This window comes from Vibrio sp. B7, from assembly GCF_963888765.1.
Lineage (GTDB): Bacteria > Pseudomonadota > Gammaproteobacteria > Enterobacterales > Vibrionaceae > Vibrio > Vibrio anguillarum.
In genome coordinates, this window is record NZ_CAWPKR010000036.1 from 205425 (window position 1) to 224674 (window position 19250).

Genomic DNA, 19250 nt, shown 5'->3' on the forward strand with positions numbered 1-19250 from the left:
TGAAGAATGTTCACAGCATCAAACGACAGCTACCAAGAAACCGAAATCACTAACGATGGTTTTTGGCCAAACGTCAATGCCGGTGATTTTGAGCGCATGCGAGGAACACCCGCCGCGCAAGACGATGAACGCATCGCACACGCTGTCGCCAATGCTATTGCATCCGTCAACCTTGAACTGGAAATGCTCAAAGCCAGCTACATGGCCGAGGGCATCAACAACGCCGAAGAAATCAAAGCGTTCCCGTACATCGGCAATAAAAACCGCGTCGTCATTCAATATCAAGCCGCTGTCTTTGCTCGAGCAAAAGCCGACCTACTGCCAGATTTCTCAACCGTTCACCAGAAAAAAGAAGGTGATCACTTGGCAGAACGCAGTGCCGAAATCAAAAACGAACTGCTAGCCGAATCCGCGCGAATCATCCGCCACATGCAAGGGCTAAAACGCTCATCAATGGAGCTGATATGAGCACATACCAAGTCGGCCAGAAAATGCGCGCGCTAAAGCTGCACATCGATAAATGCTTAGGCGAGCAAATAGCCAAACGCTTAGAAGTTGAAATGAGCGACATCGAGCTTGTGTTAATGCCGCGCAATATGGGCAACGGCATCGACATCGCGCAGCAACGCTACATGGCTGAATTCTACATAGACCGCCTTCCATTCAAGAAATACGACCCTGCGGTACTGTTCGCCAACGTTGGCGCATGGCTCATGGATTACGACCAAGAACGAGAAGAACAACTAGGCGAACTCAAAGACCCAAGCATTGACGTGGTAGTCGAAGACGAAAGCAGCGCAGAAGTGATCATCCAAGTCATGTTTGAAGAACCCATCAAAGTCGTTGAAGACCTTGAAGGAAATATCTACTGGCAAGGCAAGCGCTGGAAAATAGCCCAGTACGAAATTTGGGTGGCAGAACACCTACGTGACGTGGTGATCAGATGATAACGGTTAAGGCTGATACCAAAAGCTTGCTTAGGATTCGTGAAACTCTTGATTTGTTAACACTCAAGCCACAGCAGCGGAAACGAATTCTTAATTCGTTAGGTAAATATCAAACCAAAGCGACTAAGAAAAATATTCGAGAGCAGAGAACTCCAGAAGGAAACCACTGGAAAAAGCGTAAACGTGGAAAAGCCAAAATGATGAAGGGCTTGCAGCGCAAAGTTAAATTTCGCCAACAAAATAACAACAGAGAATTGATAGTTGGTTGGTTGGGTTTTTCGGGATATGTCGCTTACCGCCATCACTTTGGGAATCGGCAGAAAAGCAGTGTTAAGGCCAAGTTAATCGAAAATAAAAAAAAGAAAAAAGATGGTTCAGAGCACAACAAGGACGACCCAGCGACACGAATTCAAGCCAAGTTACTTCGTGAATTGGGTTACCGGATGCCGCCGGAAAAGGGCAGTAAAAAAGGTAAGAAAGGTAGAAAACCAACAATTAAGTGGATAACTCAAAACCTTACAGTCGGTAGAGCGAGTTATCAAATCAGAAAGCTGAGGGAGAGAGACCCAGCCGAATATTGGGATGTTGAAGTACCAGAACGGCGATTGATAGGCGTTAGCCCTAAACGAGTGGCAATGATCATCAAACGCGAAATGCAACGAAACAGGAGCAACTAACATGGCATGGCCAACCGTTATTATAAAAATCTTGAACTTGATGAACGGCCCCATTGCCGGGGTTGAATATCACTTTCTCTTCGTTATTTACGGCACCGTTCCGCAAGGGGCAGAGCGTAACCTAATTATGGTCGACTCAACCACCGACCTAGCCGATAAACTCGCCGCCGCCAACCCAGAAGGGTTAGCCACCATCACCGCCGCCCAACTTAACGGCAAAAGTGAATGGACAGCGGGCGTGATGATCTTAGACGAGGCCGACAGCTGGCAAGACGCCATTCACAAAGCTAACGAAGTATCCAGCTTTGAAATGATTGTGCTTGGCTTCGACTGCGAAACCAAAGCCATGATTGAAGATGCCATCACCGTTCGCACCGAGCTGAAAAACCAGTTAGGCCGTGAAGTTGGGGTGATCTGCCAACTGCCAGCCGTCACCGCAGAACAAACATGGGAACAGTGGTTAGCCGCTATTGTTAACATCCCCAAAGACGTGGCAAGCGAATACATCACCGTTGTGCCAAACGTCCATGCTGATGGCACCACCCTTGGCAAATACGCAGGCCGTTTAGCCAACCAAGAAGTATCACTAGCCGACTCACCCGCACGTGTTCAAACAGGCAGCGTATTAGGCAATACCGAGCTAGCCAAAGACAGCGCAGGCAAAACGTTAGACTTAGCCACCCTGCGCGCTTTGGAATCAAACCGCATCGCCGTGCCAATGTGGTATCCGGATTACCCCGGTCAATATTGGACAACTGGCCGCACGCTTGATGTGCCCGGTGGTGACTACCAAGACATTCGCCACATTCGCGTCGCCATGAAAGCCGCCCGTAAAGTTCGCATTCGCGGTATCGCTCGAATCGGTGATCGAACATTGAACTCAACGCCAGGCAGCATCGCCGCGGCAAAACTCTACTTCACGCAAGACTTACGCCAAATGGCCCTAAAGGGTGTGCCGGGTGAAATCTACCCGCCTGAAGATGGCGACATCGATATCAAGTGGGTAAGCACTGAAGAAGTAGAAATTTACATGAGCGTTCAACCCTACGAATGCCCCGTAAAAATCACCATCGCCATTTCAATTAAACAGGGGGCAACATCATGAGCCGTTTCTCAGGAAAGAGCTTCGACACAACATTGTTCGGTGAGTTTGTGCACGTAAAAAGCGCGACCGCCACTATTAACGATGAATCGCAAGTCGCTTATACGCGTGGAATCACCGACGACTATGTAGATGGAAAAGTCGGCTGTGATGTAGAGCTAGAACTCGACCTTAGTCAGTTCAAAAAAGTACACAAAGCCGCGAAAGCCGCAGGCAGTTACCGAGGCATCAAACCCGACGATATGTTGTTTTACGCCAACAACGGCGTAGACGAAGACAAAATCGAACTGTTCGGTGTCAAGTTCGTGCTGTCCGACATCATCGGTATTGACCCAGAAAGCGCCGATAAATCAACTCGCAAACTCAAAGGCTTTGTTACTAGCCCGCTGTTTGTTCGCATCAATGGCGTGCCGTATCTCACTCCAGAAGATACACGCGGCCTAATCAGCTAAGGACAACCATGGACGCAATTGATGATGCTGATAAAGCGGTCGCCAAATTCCAACAAATGGCATTGGCCAACCAACTGGCAAGGGCAATGCAAAATACCCATTTGCCAAGCCGGACACATTGCCGTGAATGTGGCGACCCAATACCAAAAGCGAGGCAGGAAGAAATAAAAGGGTGCCAATATTGCACCCCATGCCAAGCCGAGCAGGAGTGAATCAAATGTCAGATTGGTACGACAGGCTTACAAGTTATATCGCGTATTTCATGTCAGGAACGGGCGTTTTATTAAGTTCCATGACACTAGAACAATGGTACTTCCTCGTATCGATTTTGATCGGTGTGGGGGCGCTACTGGCTAACGTTTGGCACAAAAGAGCCATGCAGAAAATCGCCAGAGAAAAAGGAGTATTTCTCAATGAAGTTAGCTAACAAAATCATTTGCTCAGTCGCAGCGGTGATCGGCTTAGTCACTGGCGGCGCAGCCATTTACGGTGACGAATTCATCAAACCCGTTGGTCAAGTAGTGATCGAAGGGCAGAGCCTAGGTGAACTGCGCATTAGCCCTAAAGCGCTGGAAATGACAGGCAATGCGGAAGGGTGCCGTTTAGACCCGTACAACTGCCCAAGCGGCCTAGTCACTAACGGCATTGGTAACACGCACGGCGTACCACCTAAGCCCGTAAGCCTTGATCAAGTCGCAAAAGATTGGGTGAAAAACCTGCAAGAGGCAGAGCGCTGCATTAGCCAAGTGGAAAACACATCCGGCAAGCCCATGACACAAGGCCAGTTCGATGCGCTTACCTCGTTCGCGTTCAATACAGGGTGCGAACGGTTTAGGCGCAACCCAAACCACAGCGCCACGCGAATTTATAGCTACGCCATTGCAGGTAACTACCAGGCCGCTTGCGCTGAGCTGCCAAAGTGGGTGTATGGCGGTGGTAAAAAGTTGCCCGGTTTAATTAACAGGCGAGGGCTTGAATATGCTCGCTGCATGGAAGTGGATTAAATACCTAAGCGTTGCCGCCTTGCTTGTCGCAGTTTGGGTGTTATGGCTAAAGCTAGACGCAAGCCAAATCAAACAAACCGCATTGAACGAACAGCTAACGAAAGCCCAAGCGGATAACCAAAGCAACTTAAAAACCATCGGGCTCCTAAAGGGCGAAGCCGAACAAACCAACCAACTGTTAGTGCAGCGCAAGCGGCAACAGATACAAGCAGAGGAAAAGCTCAATGCAGACATGGCAACACTTAAAGCCCAGTTGGCAAACGTTGAATGCCATATTCCTAGTGCTGTTACTGACCGCTTGCGCGAGCCCTACTGAAACCGTTTCAACGCAGGTGATCATCAAATTGCCACCTGCGGGAATGTTAGTTCCTTGCCATAAGCCGCCAATCATCGGCACATGGCCAGAAGTGGTAAGCGAAGACATTCCAAAACTAAAACACGCACTCACCGAGTGCCATACACAAATTGAAGACTATTTAAATTGGCGTGCACAGCACGAACAACAAACAGAGAGAGAAACACAATGAGCAAAGCTGCATTCGCAACCAAACCCGTCACTGTAGAAATCAACGGCCTTGAATTCATTTTCAAACCCACCGTGAACGATGCAAACAACTACACCAACGAAGTCATGCCAGATAACAAAGTGGCACCAGCGCGCACTTACTTAGAACGCACCGTTGAAAGTGAGAAAAAAGGTGAACTGGTTGAACTATTAAACACCGTTCCGGGTTTAGCGGTAGAGCTGCATAGCAAAGTGCATGAAGCCTCAAAAGGCGGCATCACCATCACGCTAAAAAACTAAAAAGCAAGGTCGAACGCATTGAACAAAACGGCTTAGAACAAGCGTTCGCCCTGCGGCGTTATTACTTCCCAAACGAAGATGATGACCCGCAAAACCTAGCCCGCGCCTTGTGGCTTGATAAGCACGAAAAAGAGCGCATGGAAATAGCCGTAGGCACAGCAATAGCAAAACTTTTTAAACATTGAGAATGGTTAAACGCTGATGAATGAAAAACTACTCATGCAAATAGGTTTGATTGACCAAATCACCAAACCATTGCAGGGCATCACCAAAGAAATCCAAGGAGCCATGAATGTCGGTAAAAGCGGCATGCAAGACATGGTGACAGGTGGAGCAGGTTTAGTTGCAACAGGTTTCGCCATTCAAAACGCATTAATGCCCGCTATTGAAATCAACCGTAAAATTGGTGAGGTGAAATCGCTAAATGTAGCTGCTGATACTCTAGAGCATTTAAAAAAGACAGCTTTAGATTTTTCAGGAGAGTACGGGAAATCATCTACAGAGTTTGTTGGTGCAGCTTATGAGATTCAATCTGCAATTGCGGGATTAAAAGGAACGGAGCTTTCTGATTTTACTAAAAGCTCCGCAATTTTAGCCGCTGCAACAAAAGCTGATACCGCAACCATTACGGATTACATGGGTACTATGTATGGTATTTTCGAAAAAGACGCCGCTAACTTAGGTAATTCTAATTGGGTTGAGCGTGTTACCGGAATGACAGCGCAAGCCGTTCAGATGTTTAAGACTGATGGTAATAAAATGTCTCAAGCATTTAGCTCCTTAGGTTCTTCGGCTACGGCTATGGGCGTGGACATGGCGGAGCAAATGTCAGTTTTAGGTATGCTGTCCGCTACTATGGGAGGCGGAGAGGCGGCGACAAAATATACAGCATTCATTGGCGGTGCAGTCAAAGCTCAAAAGAAATTAGGGTTATCATTTTTTGATTCATACGGAAAGATGCTACCGATGGTAGACATACTTGAATCAATTAAAAAAAATACAGGCCATTTATCTTCGGATGATCAATATGATGTTTTGTTTACAGCCTTTGGCTCTGGTGAAGCAGTTAAGTTAATCCAAAACTTACAAGATAAAACGGCATCCCTAGGTAATAGTATTGTTGAGTTGGATAAAAACTCATCCATGGATACTGCTTTAAAAATGGCCGCAGCCATGACCGACCAATCGCAACGGCTTGAAGCATCATGGTTTGCTATTCGTGCCGCCGCATTCAGCTACGTGTTGCCTGCCTACAATGCTGTTGCTGGAAGTATTGCCGACCATTTGATGTGGCTCACTTCATTAACCAGTGAATACCCACTGCTAACAGAATACCTCGGTTATGCCGCTATCGGTGCGCTATCGCTAGGCGGTGTGGTGGCTTCGCTCTCGCTCGTAATGGGTATCGCTAAAATGATGTCCGGCGGCTGGGCCGTGACCATGCTTGGTTTGAGTAGTTCGCTAAAAGTGTTAGGTGCGGCAACTCAAATGCTCACATTGAAAACGTGGCTACTGAACGCGGCGTTTTGGGCAAACCCTATCACATGGATAGTCGCTGGAATCATTGCGGCCGCCGCCGCCATTTGGGTTTTTAAAGATTACATAGGGGCTTTTTTAGATGGCTTTATTAGCGGGTTTATTGAAGCTTCAGGCGTTGCGACATTATTTGAACCGCTAATTTTAGCATTCAAGTTAATAGGTAGCGCTATCGGTTGGGTGTTTGATTGGGTTGTGAAGTTACTGACTCCGATTGATGCTGCTTCAGAAAGTTTAAGCTCTTTCGCAAGCGCAGGACAAATGGTGGGTTTCATCATTGGCACTGTTTTTCAGGGCATTTTAATGCCAATCAAGTTAGTCATGATGGCGTTAGAGCAGTTCTTACAACTAATCAATAAAATCCCCGGCATTGATATTAACTTTGACCTTGGTGTTAGTGATCTTAAAGACATCCCAGAAGTCAGCGGAACTTTATCTAATTCGATTGATGTGACCAACGCTGACACATCCGTCATTGACTACAAAAACCCACAGAACGCGCCCGCGCTAAACCCTGCGATGGTGCAAAACCTCAACAGCACCCAAAGCCGTCAAACCGTGAATAGCAGAAATTATGGCGATATTTATGTGACGACGACTAACGGTTTCTCATTTGAAGACGTCGAAGAAAAGAGAGACTTAGATGCCGGATAAAAGATATGTCGACATCAAAGTGATCGACGGCGGTTGGCAAATGGACGCAGGCCAACAGCCGCAAAAGTGCAGCGACTTATACAGCATTGCCCAAGACGTAAAGCACGACATCATGGAAAGCGGCCTAGCGCGCAAGTTAATTGCAGAACGCAACCCAGTGCTACGCGCTGACGTGTTAGTACAAATCGAACAAAAAGCCGAAAGCGATACGCGCATTATCCCCGGTACCGCAGTCGCCACCGAACAGAACGCAGGTGACATCACACTCACCGCGCAAGCCTACGACTACAGCGGCACTATCAACATCGAGGTACCCGTAAATGAGTAACGGTAAAAGACCAACCGCCGACTTTATCGACATTCTGGCTCAGTCAGATGTGCCGGTTACTGAAGACGAGTTCGAAGCCAAACTAAAAACCGAAGTCACAGGCGCAGGCAGTGAAGTCTCTAACGACTCTAAAATGTCACCGTTCTGGCGTTGGGTTCGCGCCGCCGTGGTTACGCCTTGTGTTTGGTTAATTCGTGTGTTGCTCGCGGGTTACGTTATGCCCAACATGTTCGTTGGCACCGCGCAGCGTTGGGCATTAGAACTAAAAGCATGGGAATACAACATCACGCCCAAAGGCGCGGTAAAAACCCAAGGCTATATCACACTAACCAAAGCCAATGCCGCCGATGCCGTCACCGTAGAAGCCGGAGCCATCATCCAAACCCTGCCCATTAACGGCGTGGTTTATGAAGTGGCAGTGCTGGAAGAAACCGTGATAAACGCAGGTGAAGCAACGGGCAAAGTATTAACCGAAGCCGTGGGCGAGGGCCAAGCCTACAACCTGCCAGCGGGCTATTTCAACATCATCCAAAAAGAAATCCCCGGCATCATTGCCGCTGTGAACGAGCCCGAATGGATAACCACATTAGGTGCAAACCCAGAAACCGACGAAGAATTAGCGCTGCGCCTACAAAACGCCTTCACCAGTTCCGGCCAATGGCACATTGATGATGTGTATCGCTCCATCATTTCAAGCGTGGCGGGTATTCGTAGTGACAACATCTACTTTGAAAACACAGGCCACATCACACCCGCCACCGCCAACGCATTAATTGTCATGGAAGTGGGGCCAACGCCACAGCCCATACTTGACCAGTTAAATGATCACATCATGGCGCAAGGACACCACGGCCACGGTGACGTGCTGACATGCAAAGCGATGTATGAAACTCAGCATGTCGTCATTGCTGAAGTCGTGTTCAAGAACAACACCAGTGAAATGGCAAAAATTAACGAACTGCTAGAAGTCGAAGACAGAATTCGCGCCGCGTTCCGTGAAACCGAAGCCTACCAAGAAATGACCAGAGCACGGCCGCAAAGCCGCTTTAGCGTGTCAGAACTGGGTACCGAAATTCACAACAACATGCTTGAAGTCGAATCAGTACGAATCACCGTGGATGGTGAAGTGCAAAAAGACATCGTGAGCCTACTTGCGCAGCCACGCTTACAATCACTTTCCGTTATCGAGGCCGAGTAATGAGCGAACCCAACAACGCGCCAGAACTGCCAGAGGTGGTGATCCCATGGTGGCAAGACGGCAGCACAACCGCCGAAGAACTCAAAGAGCCGCACTTTCTGTCGAAAGGAGTGTTCAGTTTTTGGCTAATGGTTCGCGCTTGGCTGTTATTCCCATTGCGCCAAATGGACGCGCTAACCTGCAGCGAATCCCTGCTTAATTTAATGGCGTGGGATAGAGACATAACCCGCTTTGAAAACGAACCGCTTTCGCTATTTCGCAAGCGCGTAAAGTTCGCGGCCATCAACGCGAAAGATGCAGGCAGCGTGGCAGGATTTAAGCGTATTTTTGAGCGCTTAGGCATCGCCATTGTGTCATTCAAAGAACGTGAAGATGTGATCGAGTGGGACGTGTGCACCATCGAACTAACCGACAGCGCCATTTCACAGAACAGCAAACTAGTGCAAGTGCTGATCGAACAATACGGCAGAACCTGCCGCCGCTATCGCTTCCAAGTGACATACCCAAGCGAGATAAGCATACAGCATGGAGAGTTTAGCCATAGTTCAGCTATCTACTACGCAAAATCAGAAGAGGTGACAATTGTGGAGTTTAATCCTCAGTCTATTGAGCACCATCAACAATTATTTATCGCCACATTGGGGGGTAACTCATGAGCCAAACGGCCATTCCACTTCAGTTTGAAAAATATCTGCAAAATCAGATTAGTATTGGCCAAGGGCCAGACATGAACGAGATGATTTTTGCGTACATCCCAGACCTAGACCCGAGCCAGCCAATTGATCGTAATCAAGGACTGCCAGATGTGTCTTTATGGGTTTACCAACAAAATATTGATCAGGAAGGTAAGCTAGGCGAAAACGCTTTAGTTTATTCAGTAGTTATTCCGGGGTCTGCGCCAGAGTTTACATTTAACGCAATCTATATGCGTGATAAGAATGTTCAGAATTCGTGTGGCATGGTTGTACACAAAGCCACCGAAACTAAAGAATCCGGTGCGGCAAGCACTAAAAGCCTAATGCAGCAATATACAGGTGCAGCGCAAATTGCAGGCATTACAGTTGATGCAGCCACATGGCAAATTGACTACCAAGCCCGATTAAAAGGCATGGATGAAGATTTGCGCCTAGCCTGCCTAGACAACTACGGCCACACCGCATTTGTAGACGGCTTCGACGTAACCCAGCAAGCCGACCCGAACAAATACAAAATCACACCGGGGGTTGTCTACGTTGGTGGCCTGCGCGCCGTACTTTCCGGCGAAGTGCTGCAAACCATCACGACCAAACCAAACGGAATTTATATCGATGTCGTTCGAGACGGCACCGCATTGTCAGCATGGGAAAACACGCTAACGATTAAAGTCTCAACCACTCAATTAAATGACTATGTAGACGCCGCAGGCCGTAAGCACTATGTGGCAAAGCTCGCCGGAATTAATGCCAATGGTTCAGTGGTTGATTGGCGGGTTAAAGGTGGGTTGGAAGCACTAAAACAACCGTGGTCTGCATTTGTAAATTACGCAGCGGGTTATCAAGCGTTAGTCAGCGACCAACGCTATGTTGCCGTCCAACCCAGCGGCCCAAACAACGGCGGCGCTGTTAATCCGTCAACAGACACAGATTGGTCACACTGGAAGCCAGTATGGGCATTAAACCAAGTCGAAAACCGCCTCAAAGGCAATCAAAACTGGAATATACCGGGCAGAGCTGGGCATCCATTGCCAGATGCGACGCCGAGGGATTATCCTTCGGGGGCCGAAATTGCGCTTGGTTATTTTGTTGGGTTGGGTCAGGAGGTAATAAACTTTGCAAAAGATAATGAAGTGTTATCCGCCGATGGTGGTTATTATTATGTGGATTTAATTGCAGATGTTAATTCATTTTTTGGCATTAAATTGCCCGATAACAGAGTATTCAAAGCAACTATTGGCCCAGCATCAACCCACGGTGTTGGAGTAGCCCAAAGACCCGACGGCGTGACAGCAAGAGTTTCTATTAATTTTACAAAATTAATAGAACTAGGAATCCCCCGCGGAGCACACAAATTCGTAGGCTGTAGCGAACTTCCCGGAGTTTGGCCGGATGTGAGTGATGAAGAGTCTGCTAATGCCGTTTCTTTTAACAAAGAATATGCTTCAATTCCAATTGGCGCTGAAATGGCATTCGACACACCACCGCCTACCGATGACCCGCGCTTTCGCTTTGTAAAGCTTACTGCTGATGATGCTTACAATGGTAGCCTTCTCAATAACAAAGTGATTTCAGGAACAGCTCCAAATTTAGTTGTGAAAATGACCGTCAACTCTACGCTGTCACCACTCAACGGACAGCAAATTTTCATGCTCAATACAATGGGAGCAATGCCGACTCCGGGGCTGACTTATGGCGTGATTATCCCTGATGCTATGCGTAACTTCACGGGGGCATTTATTGGTTCTGACAAATCTAACCCATCTGGCGCTACGGGGGTTTTTTCTTCTTCGTCGCAAGTATCAGTACAAGCTGGTGAAACTTTCGCACAAGAAGCAAAGAAAAACCGTATTGACTTCGATTTATCTTCAGTCGTTCCTACGGCTGATAGAGTCCAAGTTTTTGGTGTTATTCAACCTTTATATAAGAGGATTTACTAATGGATAATCAAGAATCTCCATTGCAGACGTTTTTCGCTTTTGACGATGCGTTAATGTTTGAATATTGTGACGGCGCAATCGAAATAACAGAGCAGCAGTACAACGCCGCTCTAGCCGCAAAAATGGACGGACGAAAGGCATTTGTAAAAGATGGCGAGCTAATTATTTACACCGGAAAAGTCACAGCATATCTAAAAGTAGACTGCACAAAGAAAAAAGAGTTTGATGATAAAACGCTAGTGACTGACGACTACACGCTAGACGATCCAAAAACTCGATTTGATGAATGGATTGATGACTCTTGGGTAACGAACTTACAAAATCAGTATCAAGCGCAAGTGCAGCAAGTGACTGATAAGCGCGCTTATCTTTATCTTGATGTTGATCGTCTTGCTAACGAAGGCAAGCGCATTCTAGACATTGAAGGTGACGAAGAAAAAGCAGAAGAATATCGACTACAAGCTAACGCGCTGTATCTAAAGATACGATCTGAAAACCCTTGGCCAACCCCGCCAGAGGCCTAAACCATGTGGCAAACTTCATCGCTAACATGGTCAACTAGCGCCCAAACCATTCAAACCAGTGCCGAGGCGGTCACAAGCCAAGTCGGCACGGTAATGAATGGGGCGGTTAGCCGCTTAACACCACTCAACAGTGACGCCAATTTCGGGCGTCACTCATTAAGTGCTGAGGCGCAAGCACTGCTTGGGTTGCGGGGTGATCTGCAATCGCTACTTAATCACGGCACAGTGCTAACAGTTGGCCCATATCAATTCCAAGTGGGCAGCAAGTTAGATTCAGGTGCGTACTTAAACCCGCAAACCGCCGTAAAAATAATAGCTAACAAACTGCGTGACCTTTCCGACACCCATAGGCCAAAAGGCCAAATTTACGCCGTAGCAATCATGGTAACTGCATCAAGCATGACGAGTTTTGCAAGCCAACTCTCCGAACTAGTCAGTGTCTTTAACCTGCCGGATTGGTGCCAAGTGGCAAGGCAAGCGCAAGCCATGACAACCAATGAACGCGACAAGTTTCAACAGCCTGCGGCCATTATTCAGCCACGCTTTAAGCCATCGGCAAATATCAACGCCACCCCGTTGCGTGACTACTTAGCGCTGCAAGGTTCGCAAATCGCCACCCTTGAATCACTGGCCAGTGACAGCACGAATGTGATCGGCAAACTCAGCGCATTAGCCGCCAAGCGCAGTGAAAAGCTGAGTGAAGTCAGCGCACAGATAAACGCACTCAAGAAGCTAAAAGGCAGCGTGTATTCATTCGCACTCAGCGGAACGCCAGAAAGCATCGCAACACAATTAGTTCAAGCGGGCGCACCCAATAATCATCAACATACCTTAGCCAGTGTGATGTTAAGTGATCGCCATCTGGCATTTTTTGAGGACTTACTTTGTTAGGAGTTAGCCTATGTTCGCACTAGACGGCATAACCTTCGGCATTAAAAACGTGCTGGTCAGCTTTGAGCGAGAATTCAAAAGCCAAGACATGTCAGGCCAATCATCATTCACAGACGATGCCGAGCAAGGCGAAAAAGCCGCCATGCTTGATATTTCGGGCTTAATTGCATTTCGTGACCTAGAAAAGCTGACTTTGCTAGAAAGCATGAGCAACGCCAAAGACGAAAACGGTGATCGCAAAATTTACCGAGTCGTCAACGATGTGGCCAACGCCTTCAAAGTTCGCAACGTGAAATTCGTTGGTAAATTCTCAGCAGTACAGCAAGAAAACCCGCTGGCGTGGCGGGTGTCATTCAAACTGCGTGAACACAACAGCGTAGCAGAGCAAAAAGAACAACGCGCAAAAGACCAAACAAAGCCAGAGCAACGCGAAAATACACGGCTACAGCAAGCGCTTGATGCCAATAACGAGGTAGCAAAATGAAGTTAAGCAAGCGCCTGTTTATTGCTAACGAAGAAGTAGTGCTATCAAGTAACAAAGTCAGCTTAAAATTGTCGCTTGGCAGTAAAGCCGTGTTTGTCATCAAATCAAAACAGCCATTGGCAGAAAACCAAGCGGTGCGCTTTGATATCGGCTATCAAGAAAATACCGCGCCATGGTTTGAAGGGTTCATCGAAAAAATACAACCTGCGCCAAATGGCTATCAAAAAATAGTCGTCAAGGAATACGCAGGTATTTTAAGTCAACGTTGGACGGTGAGCATTGAACACCCAACCATTGCAGACATTCTCAAGCGGTTAAGTGATCTCACGGGCTTAGAATTCAAACTACCCGAAGCGGAATACACCAAAGCGGTGATCCCGAATTTCGTTAGCCAAGGTGACGGCTATCAATGTTTAGAGCAAATCGCCAAAGCATTCAATATTGATGATTGCGTGTGGTTCCAAGACGTAGACCAACAAATCTATTTTGGTTCATATCAAGACAGCCACTTCTACAACAAGCCAATGTCAGTGCCAAGCGAATTCAGCACAAGGCAAAACGCGAACAGCTTTACATTCGTACCGTTCCCGATGATTCGACCCGGTCGAACCGTCAATGGCAATCGCATCACAAAAATCGAACTGTTTGATGATGAAATGACCGCGCACTGGCTTTCATCACAAAATGAAGTGCCAGCAAAAAAGCGTGAAACATTAGACAGCTTTCCAGAGCTGGCCGCAGGCTATCATTTGCCAAAATTTGGCAGAGTAGAAGCAGTAAGAGACACCGCAAAAGTAGGGCAAACCGCTGACCCATTCCGGCCACGTTACGCAATCGACGTTCAAGTTTTAGATGAAAACATGATGCCAGATGTCAGCGTTCCGGTTTATCGGTCGGTTCCGCTGCCGGTTAACATGAGCGGCCATGAGTCAGGCTTGTTAGCGTACCCGCTTGAGGGAACTCTAGTAGAAATCGCTTTCGCCTATGGCCGCAACGATAGGCCAATCATTCGCGGCATGTACGGTCGTGAATATGCGCTGCCAACAATAACACCAGGTGAACAACTTCAACAGCAACGCGAAGAAGTAAGCCGCCGTGTTGATGCCGCAGGCAACACCACAGAGAAAACCGACCAAAGCCAAACCCAAGCCGCATTTGCAAAGCATGATAAGGCAGATAGATACCAAGCCGAGTTTGGTCAACACAGCATAAGCGTAGACGAACACAGCAAAGAGAACATCATAGGCAAAAAGCTAATCGAAGCACTGGGAGCCATTGAGTTATTAGCAGGTGATAACATCGAGCTAGGAAGCCTAAGCAACATGCACATAGCCACGGCAGGCGAAATGATTCAAGTGATCGGTAAGCTAAGAAACATTGTCATAGCGCAAGACGACAAACTAAAAGTAATGGGCAACAGACTAGAAGTGATAGAGAAAGACTGGGAAGCATCGGCAAAGAACATGCGCTTTACCGCTGACTTAATCACAATGAACGGCGGCAAAGGCGTAGTGCAAGGTGATTGTATCTGCGCATTCACAGGCAAGCCGCATTCAGACTTATCGGCAACAGTTAAGGCAGGTAAATAATGGCAGTCACATTAGAAGCGACTAAAGCAGAGTTAATCAAAGAACTTGAGGCAAGAGGGTTCATCACTAAAGGTGACCATCAAATGAACGATGCGTTTATGGAAGCGATAGCGGCTGCGATGAAAACAGTGATTAACAGAGATGCTAAAGCGAACGTAACAAGTGGCAGCTCTGCAGGGCAGTGGTCAATTCTATAAAACACTAGCCACCAAACCCACCACAACACACGCAGCCAGTCGGCTGCGTTTCTTTATGTCCGCACCAACCTAAAACGCGTATCACGCACCCACAGCCGAAACAGGCAGCACAGCGCCACGTAAAGGAGTCTCTCGCGGACGGAATCCGCGCTCCTCTACACCCGCCTGCGCGCTTTTTCGATCACTTTTTTTACAGTTTTTGAGTTGCGAAAAATCAGGCCGTAGCGAAAAGGGCAAACCATACCGCCAAGCCTTATATAGCAAGGGGCTTGCGGTGTTGGAAAGAGGCAGAAAATAAGGGTAAAAAGGGCGTTTAAAAATTTCAATAAATGAAATTATTTTCAGTAAATTGAAAAAACAACGATCTCAAAAGATCGCGTGTTGATTTTTAACCTATTGAAATTCAAAGTTTGTTTTATTTTCCGTGAGGGTTTTTGATGATCTGTTTAGTAAATCGAAGATCTCTTTTTGTGTAGGCAAAGCCAAACGCCGCAAGGGCTCAAGCCCATTTTGCATGGGAAAACATTTTTTCAATTTTGTTCATGACGGACGAACTAAAAATAGGGCAGGGCGCAAGTAAAAAAGCAAGACGAAAAGCGCGATTCCGTTGAATCATAGAAAAGCATAAAAGAGAGTAAGCAAAAATAAATCTGTCGCCACTTCATCGCCATTAGATAAGTCGTTAGTAAATAACCTGTTGATTTTTAATTATGTTTTTTGTTTTGCTCGATAATGTCCAGTAGCAACTCGTTGTTCTCCTTTAATAAAGCCAAACAAGATTACCACAGTTATCAACAAGCACGAGCAGCAAATGGCGAGTTCTTGATCTTTCACACTATTCTTCTAATACGAGCATTCTACAGGTGTTAAACCCTTATGATTTGAAGCTACCGTTGTTTCAAGTTGTTTGAGCCTAAGTCGTGGTTATCTATATCCACAATAAGTTCCTTCAGTTTTTTCGAATAACTCAATCAGTACTAAAGTATGTCCACAATGTAAAGTATGGTAAATACTGTGTTAATAATTTAGGCTAGAATATAGATTCAATTCACTTTGTTGCTGTTTCACTTGCTGGTTTAGAAAATTTATGACAACTGAAGTTAAAAATTACAACTTAGTCACGCGTCTTATCCATTGGTTATCCGCACTCGTTATCATCGGTATGTTTGGTGCTGGGATCTGGATGGTTGAGTTAACCTATTACAGTCAATGGTATAACACCGCGCCACATTGGCATAAATCTGTCGGTTTGTTGCTGCTCGCGGTCACCCTGTTCCGCATACTATGGAAGTTGGTGAGTGTCTCTCCTGCCATTGGTGGCGGCCACTATGAGCACATTGCGGCTAAAGCGGCGCACGGATTAATGTATTTATTATTGATGACGCTGTTTGTATCAGGCTATTTGATCTCAACAGAAGATGGCCGAGGGATTGATGTTTTCAATTGGTTTACTGTACCAAGTATGGGCTTGTTGTTTGAAGGACAAGCCGATCTCTCTGGTACGGTTCACTTTTACGCAGCTTGGACGCTGATTATTTTAGCAGGCGTGCACGCTGTTGCCGCACTCAAGCACCATTTTATTGATAAAGACGATACACTACGAAAAATGATAGGAGCTTCTAAATGAAGAAAACGTTACTTGCTACTGGATTGGCTTTCGCAACACTCATGCCGCTAGGTGCAAACGCTGCTGACTATGTTATAGATACCAAAGGTGCGCATGCTTCAATTAACTTTAAAGTCAGCCATCTTGGTTATAGCTTTACCAAGGGCCGCTTTAACAAGTTTGATGGTGAGTTTTCCTACGATCCTAACGACCTTGCAAGCTCAAAAGTGAAAGTTAATGTGGATACTCGCAGCTTGGACAGTAACCATGCTGAACGTGATAAACATATTCGTAGTGCTGATTTCATTGATGCATCAAAATATTCACAAGCCACGTTTACCAGTACTCAAGTGGTTGATAAAGGGAATGGTAAACTAGAAGTGCTCGGTGATCTTACTCTGCATGGTCAAACCAAACCCATTACTATTGATGCAGAATTTATTGGTGCAGGTAAAGACCCATGGGGTGGCCAACGCGCTGGTTTTTCGGGGACAACACGTATCGAACTCGCGGATTTCAATATTGCAGTAATGGGCGCTTCAAGCTATGTCGATATGGAACTCTATGTTGAAGGAATACAAAAGTAATCCACATCTTGTTATGCTTTAAGCAAACATGAATAAAAGGGTCTAACTCTAGACCCTTTTCACTAACTCTCGCTATATTTTATCTCTATACATTGGCTAACTGACGGATTTCTGAGTCTGGAATTCGGCGACCGCGTTGTCCATGTCGTTTGCTTGCTTGGAAACGATATCGACTTCAATCAAACACTGTTTGGCTGAGTGCATATTATTATCAGAGATAGAGTTAAGTTCGGTGATCGATTCACTGACTTGGTTCATCACAATGCCTTGTTCTTCAATTGCAGAGGCGATTCGCTCAGAGTTACTTTGTATCATTTCCATGTCAGAGAGAATCTGACGTAAACTATTATCCAGTTCTCCTGAAGCCGTTAGCGTCGCATGGCCTTGAGTGTTGCATTGTGCAATATCAGTGACAACGGTGCTCATTTGGCTTTGAATTGCAGAAACGACATTGGTGATCTCTTCCGTTGACTGATGCGTGCGGCTGGCAAGTGCGCGGACTTCATCGGCGACCACAGCAAAGCCTCTGCCTTGTTCTCCGGCGCGAGCGGCTTCAATCGCGGCATTTAATGCCAGTAAATTGGTCTGCTCTGCGATACCTTGAATGATGTTAACAGCACCGCCAATTTGTTCGACATGCTTGTTCAATGAGGCGATGGAGATTTGACTTTTTTCCAATGTTCGTGAGAGTTCATCGACATTTTTTACCGTTGATTCCACCACCAAACGCCCTTGCTGAGCATTGTGCGCGGCTTTGTGTACACCTTCTACCGCTACACTGGTACTTTCTGAAATTTCGCTGATGGTGGACACCATTTCTTGAACGGCCGTTGCCATTGTCGTGGTGTGGTCAGCCTGAACGTGAAACTGTTCAATCACATCTTCTAATTCGTTATGCATACTTGATGTACTGTTCGATAGCTGGTGAGACTTTGTTTGAGAGCCAGCGATAAGAGTTTCGAACTTATCGAGTAAGGTATTAAAATAAGTTGCGATCGATACCAACTCGTTGCGGCCAGTCAGTTCAACACGCAAACTGATGTTGTTGCTGTTTGAAATCATTTGCATCACTGACAACAACTTACTCACTTGCACGTTAATGGAGCGCGCTATTTGGAGAATAAAGCCAAGGATTAGCACGATCACTAACGCACTGAGCCCTTGTTTCACATAGTTAAGTTCTTGCTCAATACTTGTAATCTCTTTATTTAACACTTCAGAAAAGGTAACAAACTGTTGTTCAACATTATGAGAAAGGTTACGTACTTCACCAAGTAGCCCTTGATTATATTTCAAACCAATCACTTTTTTCTGATCGACAAGCTGTTGGGCGGCCTGTGCTAATGCCGGAAAACGGTTAGTCACTGCGCTGTTTTGCAGCTCTCCAACGTGCACGCTTTGATCAAACGCCATCAGCTCTAAAAGTAATGCATCATCAGCATTAGGTTTTATGGTTTCCAATGCTTGTAAATAAGTGGCTAAAAGGCCGGATTTTTCATTTAATCCGTATAGGCTATAAGCCTGCACCAATTTTTCAAAACCTTGTTTATAAGCCAAAAGATCTTGTCGGAGTTGGCTACTAGAGGGGAGATCTCGATCTAACAGAATGAGGGAAAGTTGCTGTTCCAGATCTAAAAAAAGAGTGCTGTTTTTTTTAAAGGTTTCAAGGTATTTCACGTCGCTTCGCAGAAGAAAATCTTTCTCATTGCGCCGCAAATTGAGCAGTCTAATTTCAAGTTTATCGACTAAGTTAATGGCTTGATTGAGCGTTTCGGTGGTTTGGGAAAAATGTGTGGTAGTGGCTAACATTACCAGAACCCCGATAACCGCAATAGCACCCAGTGAATATAATTTTTGTTTGATACTCATGAGATTATACACCTAAGTAAAATGACAATAATTGATGAAAATGTAATTATTAGTATGTTTAATTAGAATGTTAGGATTAAATGAAGCGTATATCAATGAACGTAAAAATATAAATTACATTCATTATCGTGACACAATATTGGAACTTTTATTTTGTTGATTCCCATA

At 46.2% G+C, this 19250-nt stretch carries 25 protein-coding genes; 24 read left to right on the forward strand and 1 reads right to left on the reverse strand.

Annotation, left to right across the window (positions count from 1 at the left end):
- Nucleotides 1-6 precede the first annotated feature (6 nt).
- From AACV32_RS13320 to AACV32_RS13425, 24 genes are all read left to right on the forward strand, one after another.
- Nucleotides 7-468 (forward strand): head completion/stabilization protein, encoded by a 462-nt coding sequence (locus AACV32_RS13320; protein WP_170895253.1) that lies wholly within the window; start codon nucleotides 7-9, stop codon nucleotides 466-468.
- Nucleotides 465-947, forward strand: a complete 483-nt coding sequence (locus AACV32_RS13325; RefSeq protein WP_170895254.1) for a phage tail protein — start codon at nucleotides 465-467, stop codon at nucleotides 945-947. The genes AACV32_RS13320 and AACV32_RS13325 overlap by 4 nt, the downstream gene beginning before the upstream one ends.
- On the forward strand, nucleotides 944-1624 hold the full coding sequence (locus tag AACV32_RS13330) for a phage virion morphogenesis protein (RefSeq protein ID WP_170895255.1): 681 nt from the start codon (nucleotides 944-946) through the stop codon (nucleotides 1622-1624). Before AACV32_RS13325 ends, AACV32_RS13330 begins: the two co-directional genes overlap by 4 nt.
- A 1-nt stretch (nucleotide 1625) precedes the next feature.
- Entirely contained in the window at nucleotides 1626-2729 is a 1104-nt protein-coding gene (locus tag AACV32_RS13335; protein ID WP_170895256.1) for a DUF2586 domain-containing protein, read from the forward strand.
- Nucleotides 2726-3178 (forward strand): phage protein, encoded by a 453-nt coding sequence (locus AACV32_RS13340; protein ID WP_170895257.1) that lies wholly within the window; start codon nucleotides 2726-2728, stop codon nucleotides 3176-3178. The genes AACV32_RS13335 and AACV32_RS13340 overlap by 4 nt, the downstream gene beginning before the upstream one ends.
- Nucleotides 3179-3186: 8 nt before the next feature.
- The gene (locus AACV32_RS13345; protein ID WP_148636139.1) at nucleotides 3187-3390 is read left to right on the forward strand and encodes a TraR/DksA C4-type zinc finger protein; all 204 of its coding nucleotides are present in this window, start codon (nucleotides 3187-3189) and stop codon (nucleotides 3388-3390) included.
- Nucleotides 3391-3395: 5 nt separating this feature from the next.
- On the forward strand, nucleotides 3396-3605 hold the full coding sequence (locus AACV32_RS13350; protein WP_094150658.1) for an HP1 family phage holin: 210 nt from the start codon (nucleotides 3396-3398) through the stop codon (nucleotides 3603-3605).
- On the forward strand, nucleotides 3592-4182 hold the full coding sequence (locus AACV32_RS13355; RefSeq protein ID WP_170895258.1) for a lysozyme: 591 nt from the start codon (nucleotides 3592-3594) through the stop codon (nucleotides 4180-4182). Before AACV32_RS13350 ends, AACV32_RS13355 begins: the two co-directional genes overlap by 14 nt.
- A complete protein-coding gene (locus AACV32_RS13360) occupies nucleotides 4157-4498 on the forward strand; it encodes a hypothetical protein (protein WP_170895259.1) in 342 nt (113 codons plus the stop codon). Before AACV32_RS13355 ends, AACV32_RS13360 begins: the two co-directional genes overlap by 26 nt.
- Nucleotides 4407-4709, forward strand: coding sequence for an Rz1-like lysis system protein LysC (gene lysC, locus AACV32_RS17815; protein ID WP_306690508.1), 303 nt, complete (start codon nucleotides 4407-4409; stop codon nucleotides 4707-4709). The genes AACV32_RS13360 and lysC overlap by 92 nt, the downstream gene beginning before the upstream one ends.
- The gene (locus AACV32_RS13365; protein WP_170895260.1) at nucleotides 4706-4987 is read left to right on the forward strand and encodes a putative phage tail assembly chaperone; all 282 of its coding nucleotides are present in this window, start codon (nucleotides 4706-4708) and stop codon (nucleotides 4985-4987) included. The genes lysC and AACV32_RS13365 overlap by 4 nt, the downstream gene beginning before the upstream one ends.
- A 50-nt stretch (nucleotides 4988-5037) precedes the next feature.
- A complete protein-coding gene (locus tag AACV32_RS17820; RefSeq protein ID WP_445285788.1) occupies nucleotides 5038-5172 on the forward strand; it encodes a DUF6890 family protein in 135 nt (44 codons plus the stop codon).
- A 16-nt stretch (nucleotides 5173-5188) separates the two neighbouring features.
- Nucleotides 5189-7177, forward strand: a complete 1989-nt coding sequence (locus AACV32_RS13370) for a phage tail tape measure protein (RefSeq protein WP_249339496.1) — start codon at nucleotides 5189-5191, stop codon at nucleotides 7175-7177.
- On the forward strand, nucleotides 7167-7505 hold the full coding sequence (locus tag AACV32_RS13375; RefSeq protein WP_170895261.1) for a DUF2590 family protein: 339 nt from the start codon (nucleotides 7167-7169) through the stop codon (nucleotides 7503-7505). The genes AACV32_RS13370 and AACV32_RS13375 overlap by 11 nt, the downstream gene beginning before the upstream one ends.
- Nucleotides 7498-8703 (forward strand): baseplate J/gp47 family protein, encoded by a 1206-nt coding sequence (locus AACV32_RS13380; RefSeq protein ID WP_170895262.1) that lies wholly within the window; start codon nucleotides 7498-7500, stop codon nucleotides 8701-8703. Before AACV32_RS13375 ends, AACV32_RS13380 begins: the two co-directional genes overlap by 8 nt.
- Nucleotides 8703-9359 carry a phage tail protein gene (locus AACV32_RS13385; protein ID WP_170895263.1) on the forward strand — a complete coding sequence of 219 codons (657 nt, stop codon included), beginning with the start codon at nucleotides 8703-8705 and terminating at the stop codon, nucleotides 9357-9359. Before AACV32_RS13380 ends, AACV32_RS13385 begins: the two co-directional genes overlap by 1 nt.
- Nucleotides 9356-11335: a phage tail-collar fiber domain-containing protein gene (locus AACV32_RS13390; RefSeq protein ID WP_249339497.1), complete on the forward strand. Its 1980-nt coding sequence runs from the start codon at nucleotides 9356-9358 to the stop codon at nucleotides 11333-11335. The genes AACV32_RS13385 and AACV32_RS13390 overlap by 4 nt, the downstream gene beginning before the upstream one ends.
- Nucleotides 11335-11859: a phage tail protein gene (locus tag AACV32_RS13395; RefSeq protein WP_249339498.1), complete on the forward strand. Its 525-nt coding sequence runs from the start codon at nucleotides 11335-11337 to the stop codon at nucleotides 11857-11859. Before AACV32_RS13390 ends, AACV32_RS13395 begins: the two co-directional genes overlap by 1 nt.
- Before the next feature lie 3 nt (nucleotides 11860-11862).
- On the forward strand, nucleotides 11863-12750 hold the full coding sequence (locus tag AACV32_RS13400; RefSeq protein ID WP_170895264.1) for a hypothetical protein: 888 nt from the start codon (nucleotides 11863-11865) through the stop codon (nucleotides 12748-12750).
- A gap of 10 nt (nucleotides 12751-12760) precedes the next feature.
- Nucleotides 12761-13234: a baseplate complex protein gene (locus AACV32_RS13405; RefSeq protein WP_170895265.1), complete on the forward strand. Its 474-nt coding sequence runs from the start codon at nucleotides 12761-12763 to the stop codon at nucleotides 13232-13234.
- On the forward strand, nucleotides 13231-14823 hold the full coding sequence (locus AACV32_RS13410) for a hypothetical protein (protein WP_170895266.1): 1593 nt from the start codon (nucleotides 13231-13233) through the stop codon (nucleotides 14821-14823). Before AACV32_RS13405 ends, AACV32_RS13410 begins: the two co-directional genes overlap by 4 nt.
- Nucleotides 14823-15020, forward strand: coding sequence for a hypothetical protein (locus tag AACV32_RS13415; RefSeq protein WP_094164595.1), 198 nt, complete (start codon nucleotides 14823-14825; stop codon nucleotides 15018-15020). Before AACV32_RS13410 ends, AACV32_RS13415 begins: the two co-directional genes overlap by 1 nt.
- Nucleotides 15021-16107: 1087 nt before the next feature.
- Nucleotides 16108-16647, forward strand: coding sequence for a cytochrome b (locus tag AACV32_RS13420; protein WP_170895267.1), 540 nt, complete (start codon nucleotides 16108-16110; stop codon nucleotides 16645-16647).
- On the forward strand, nucleotides 16644-17213 hold the full coding sequence (locus tag AACV32_RS13425; protein ID WP_013867851.1) for a YceI family protein: 570 nt from the start codon (nucleotides 16644-16646) through the stop codon (nucleotides 17211-17213). The genes AACV32_RS13420 and AACV32_RS13425 overlap by 4 nt, the downstream gene beginning before the upstream one ends.
- A gap of 96 nt (nucleotides 17214-17309) precedes the next feature.
- On the opposite strand, the gene AACV32_RS13430 is transcribed toward AACV32_RS13425, so the two are convergent.
- The gene (locus AACV32_RS13430) at nucleotides 17310-19082 is read right to left on the reverse strand and encodes a methyl-accepting chemotaxis protein (protein WP_170895268.1); all 1773 of its coding nucleotides are present in this window, start codon (nucleotides 19080-19082) and stop codon (nucleotides 17310-17312) included.
- Between the last annotated feature and the right edge of the window lie 168 nt (nucleotides 19083-19250).

What these genes read in the sequence shown, in the direction of transcription:
- AACV32_RS13345 (WP_148636139.1), top strand. Translation starts at nt 3,187, where the DNA reads ATGGACGCAATTGATGATGCTGATAAAGCGGTCGCCAAATTCCAACAA.
- AACV32_RS13405 (WP_170895265.1), top strand. Translation starts at nt 12,761, where the DNA reads ATGTTCGCACTAGACGGCATAACCTTCGGCATTAAAAACGTGCTGGTC.
- AACV32_RS13365 (WP_170895260.1), top strand. Translation starts at nt 4,706, where the DNA reads ATGAGCAAAGCTGCATTCGCAACCAAACCCGTCACTGTAGAAATCAAC.
- AACV32_RS13400 (WP_170895264.1), top strand. Translation starts at nt 11,863, where the DNA reads ATGTGGCAAACTTCATCGCTAACATGGTCAACTAGCGCCCAAACCATT.
- AACV32_RS13425 (WP_013867851.1), top strand. Translation starts at nt 16,644, where the DNA reads ATGAAGAAAACGTTACTTGCTACTGGATTGGCTTTCGCAACACTCATG.
- AACV32_RS13350 (WP_094150658.1), top strand. Translation starts at nt 3,396, where the DNA reads ATGTCAGATTGGTACGACAGGCTTACAAGTTATATCGCGTATTTCATG.
- AACV32_RS13415 (WP_094164595.1), top strand. Translation starts at nt 14,823, where the DNA reads ATGGCAGTCACATTAGAAGCGACTAAAGCAGAGTTAATCAAAGAACTT.
- AACV32_RS13375 (WP_170895261.1), top strand. Translation starts at nt 7,167, where the DNA reads ATGCCGGATAAAAGATATGTCGACATCAAAGTGATCGACGGCGGTTGG.
- AACV32_RS13330 (WP_170895255.1), top strand. Translation starts at nt 944, where the DNA reads ATGATAACGGTTAAGGCTGATACCAAAAGCTTGCTTAGGATTCGTGAA.
- AACV32_RS13360 (WP_170895259.1), top strand. Translation starts at nt 4,157, where the DNA reads ATGCTCGCTGCATGGAAGTGGATTAAATACCTAAGCGTTGCCGCCTTG.
- AACV32_RS13395 (WP_249339498.1), top strand. Translation starts at nt 11,335, where the DNA reads ATGGATAATCAAGAATCTCCATTGCAGACGTTTTTCGCTTTTGACGAT.
- AACV32_RS13420 (WP_170895267.1), top strand. Translation starts at nt 16,108, where the DNA reads ATGACAACTGAAGTTAAAAATTACAACTTAGTCACGCGTCTTATCCAT.
- AACV32_RS13380 (WP_170895262.1), top strand. Translation starts at nt 7,498, where the DNA reads ATGAGTAACGGTAAAAGACCAACCGCCGACTTTATCGACATTCTGGCT.
- lysC (WP_306690508.1), top strand. Translation starts at nt 4,407, where the DNA reads ATGCAGACATGGCAACACTTAAAGCCCAGTTGGCAAACGTTGAATGCC.
- AACV32_RS13340 (WP_170895257.1), top strand. Translation starts at nt 2,726, where the DNA reads ATGAGCCGTTTCTCAGGAAAGAGCTTCGACACAACATTGTTCGGTGAG.
- AACV32_RS13355 (WP_170895258.1), top strand. Translation starts at nt 3,592, where the DNA reads ATGAAGTTAGCTAACAAAATCATTTGCTCAGTCGCAGCGGTGATCGGC.
- AACV32_RS13410 (WP_170895266.1), top strand. Translation starts at nt 13,231, where the DNA reads ATGAAGTTAAGCAAGCGCCTGTTTATTGCTAACGAAGAAGTAGTGCTA.
- AACV32_RS13370 (WP_249339496.1), top strand. Translation starts at nt 5,189, where the DNA reads ATGAATGAAAAACTACTCATGCAAATAGGTTTGATTGACCAAATCACC.
- AACV32_RS13385 (WP_170895263.1), top strand. Translation starts at nt 8,703, where the DNA reads ATGAGCGAACCCAACAACGCGCCAGAACTGCCAGAGGTGGTGATCCCA.
- AACV32_RS13390 (WP_249339497.1), top strand. Translation starts at nt 9,356, where the DNA reads ATGAGCCAAACGGCCATTCCACTTCAGTTTGAAAAATATCTGCAAAAT.
- AACV32_RS13430 (WP_170895268.1), bottom strand. Translation starts at nt 19,082, where the DNA reads ATGAGTATCAAACAAAAATTATATTCACTGGGTGCTATTGCGGTTATC.
- AACV32_RS13320 (WP_170895253.1), top strand. Translation starts at nt 7, where the DNA reads ATGTTCACAGCATCAAACGACAGCTACCAAGAAACCGAAATCACTAAC.
- AACV32_RS13335 (WP_170895256.1), top strand. Translation starts at nt 1,626, where the DNA reads ATGGCATGGCCAACCGTTATTATAAAAATCTTGAACTTGATGAACGGC.
- AACV32_RS13325 (WP_170895254.1), top strand. Translation starts at nt 465, where the DNA reads ATGAGCACATACCAAGTCGGCCAGAAAATGCGCGCGCTAAAGCTGCAC.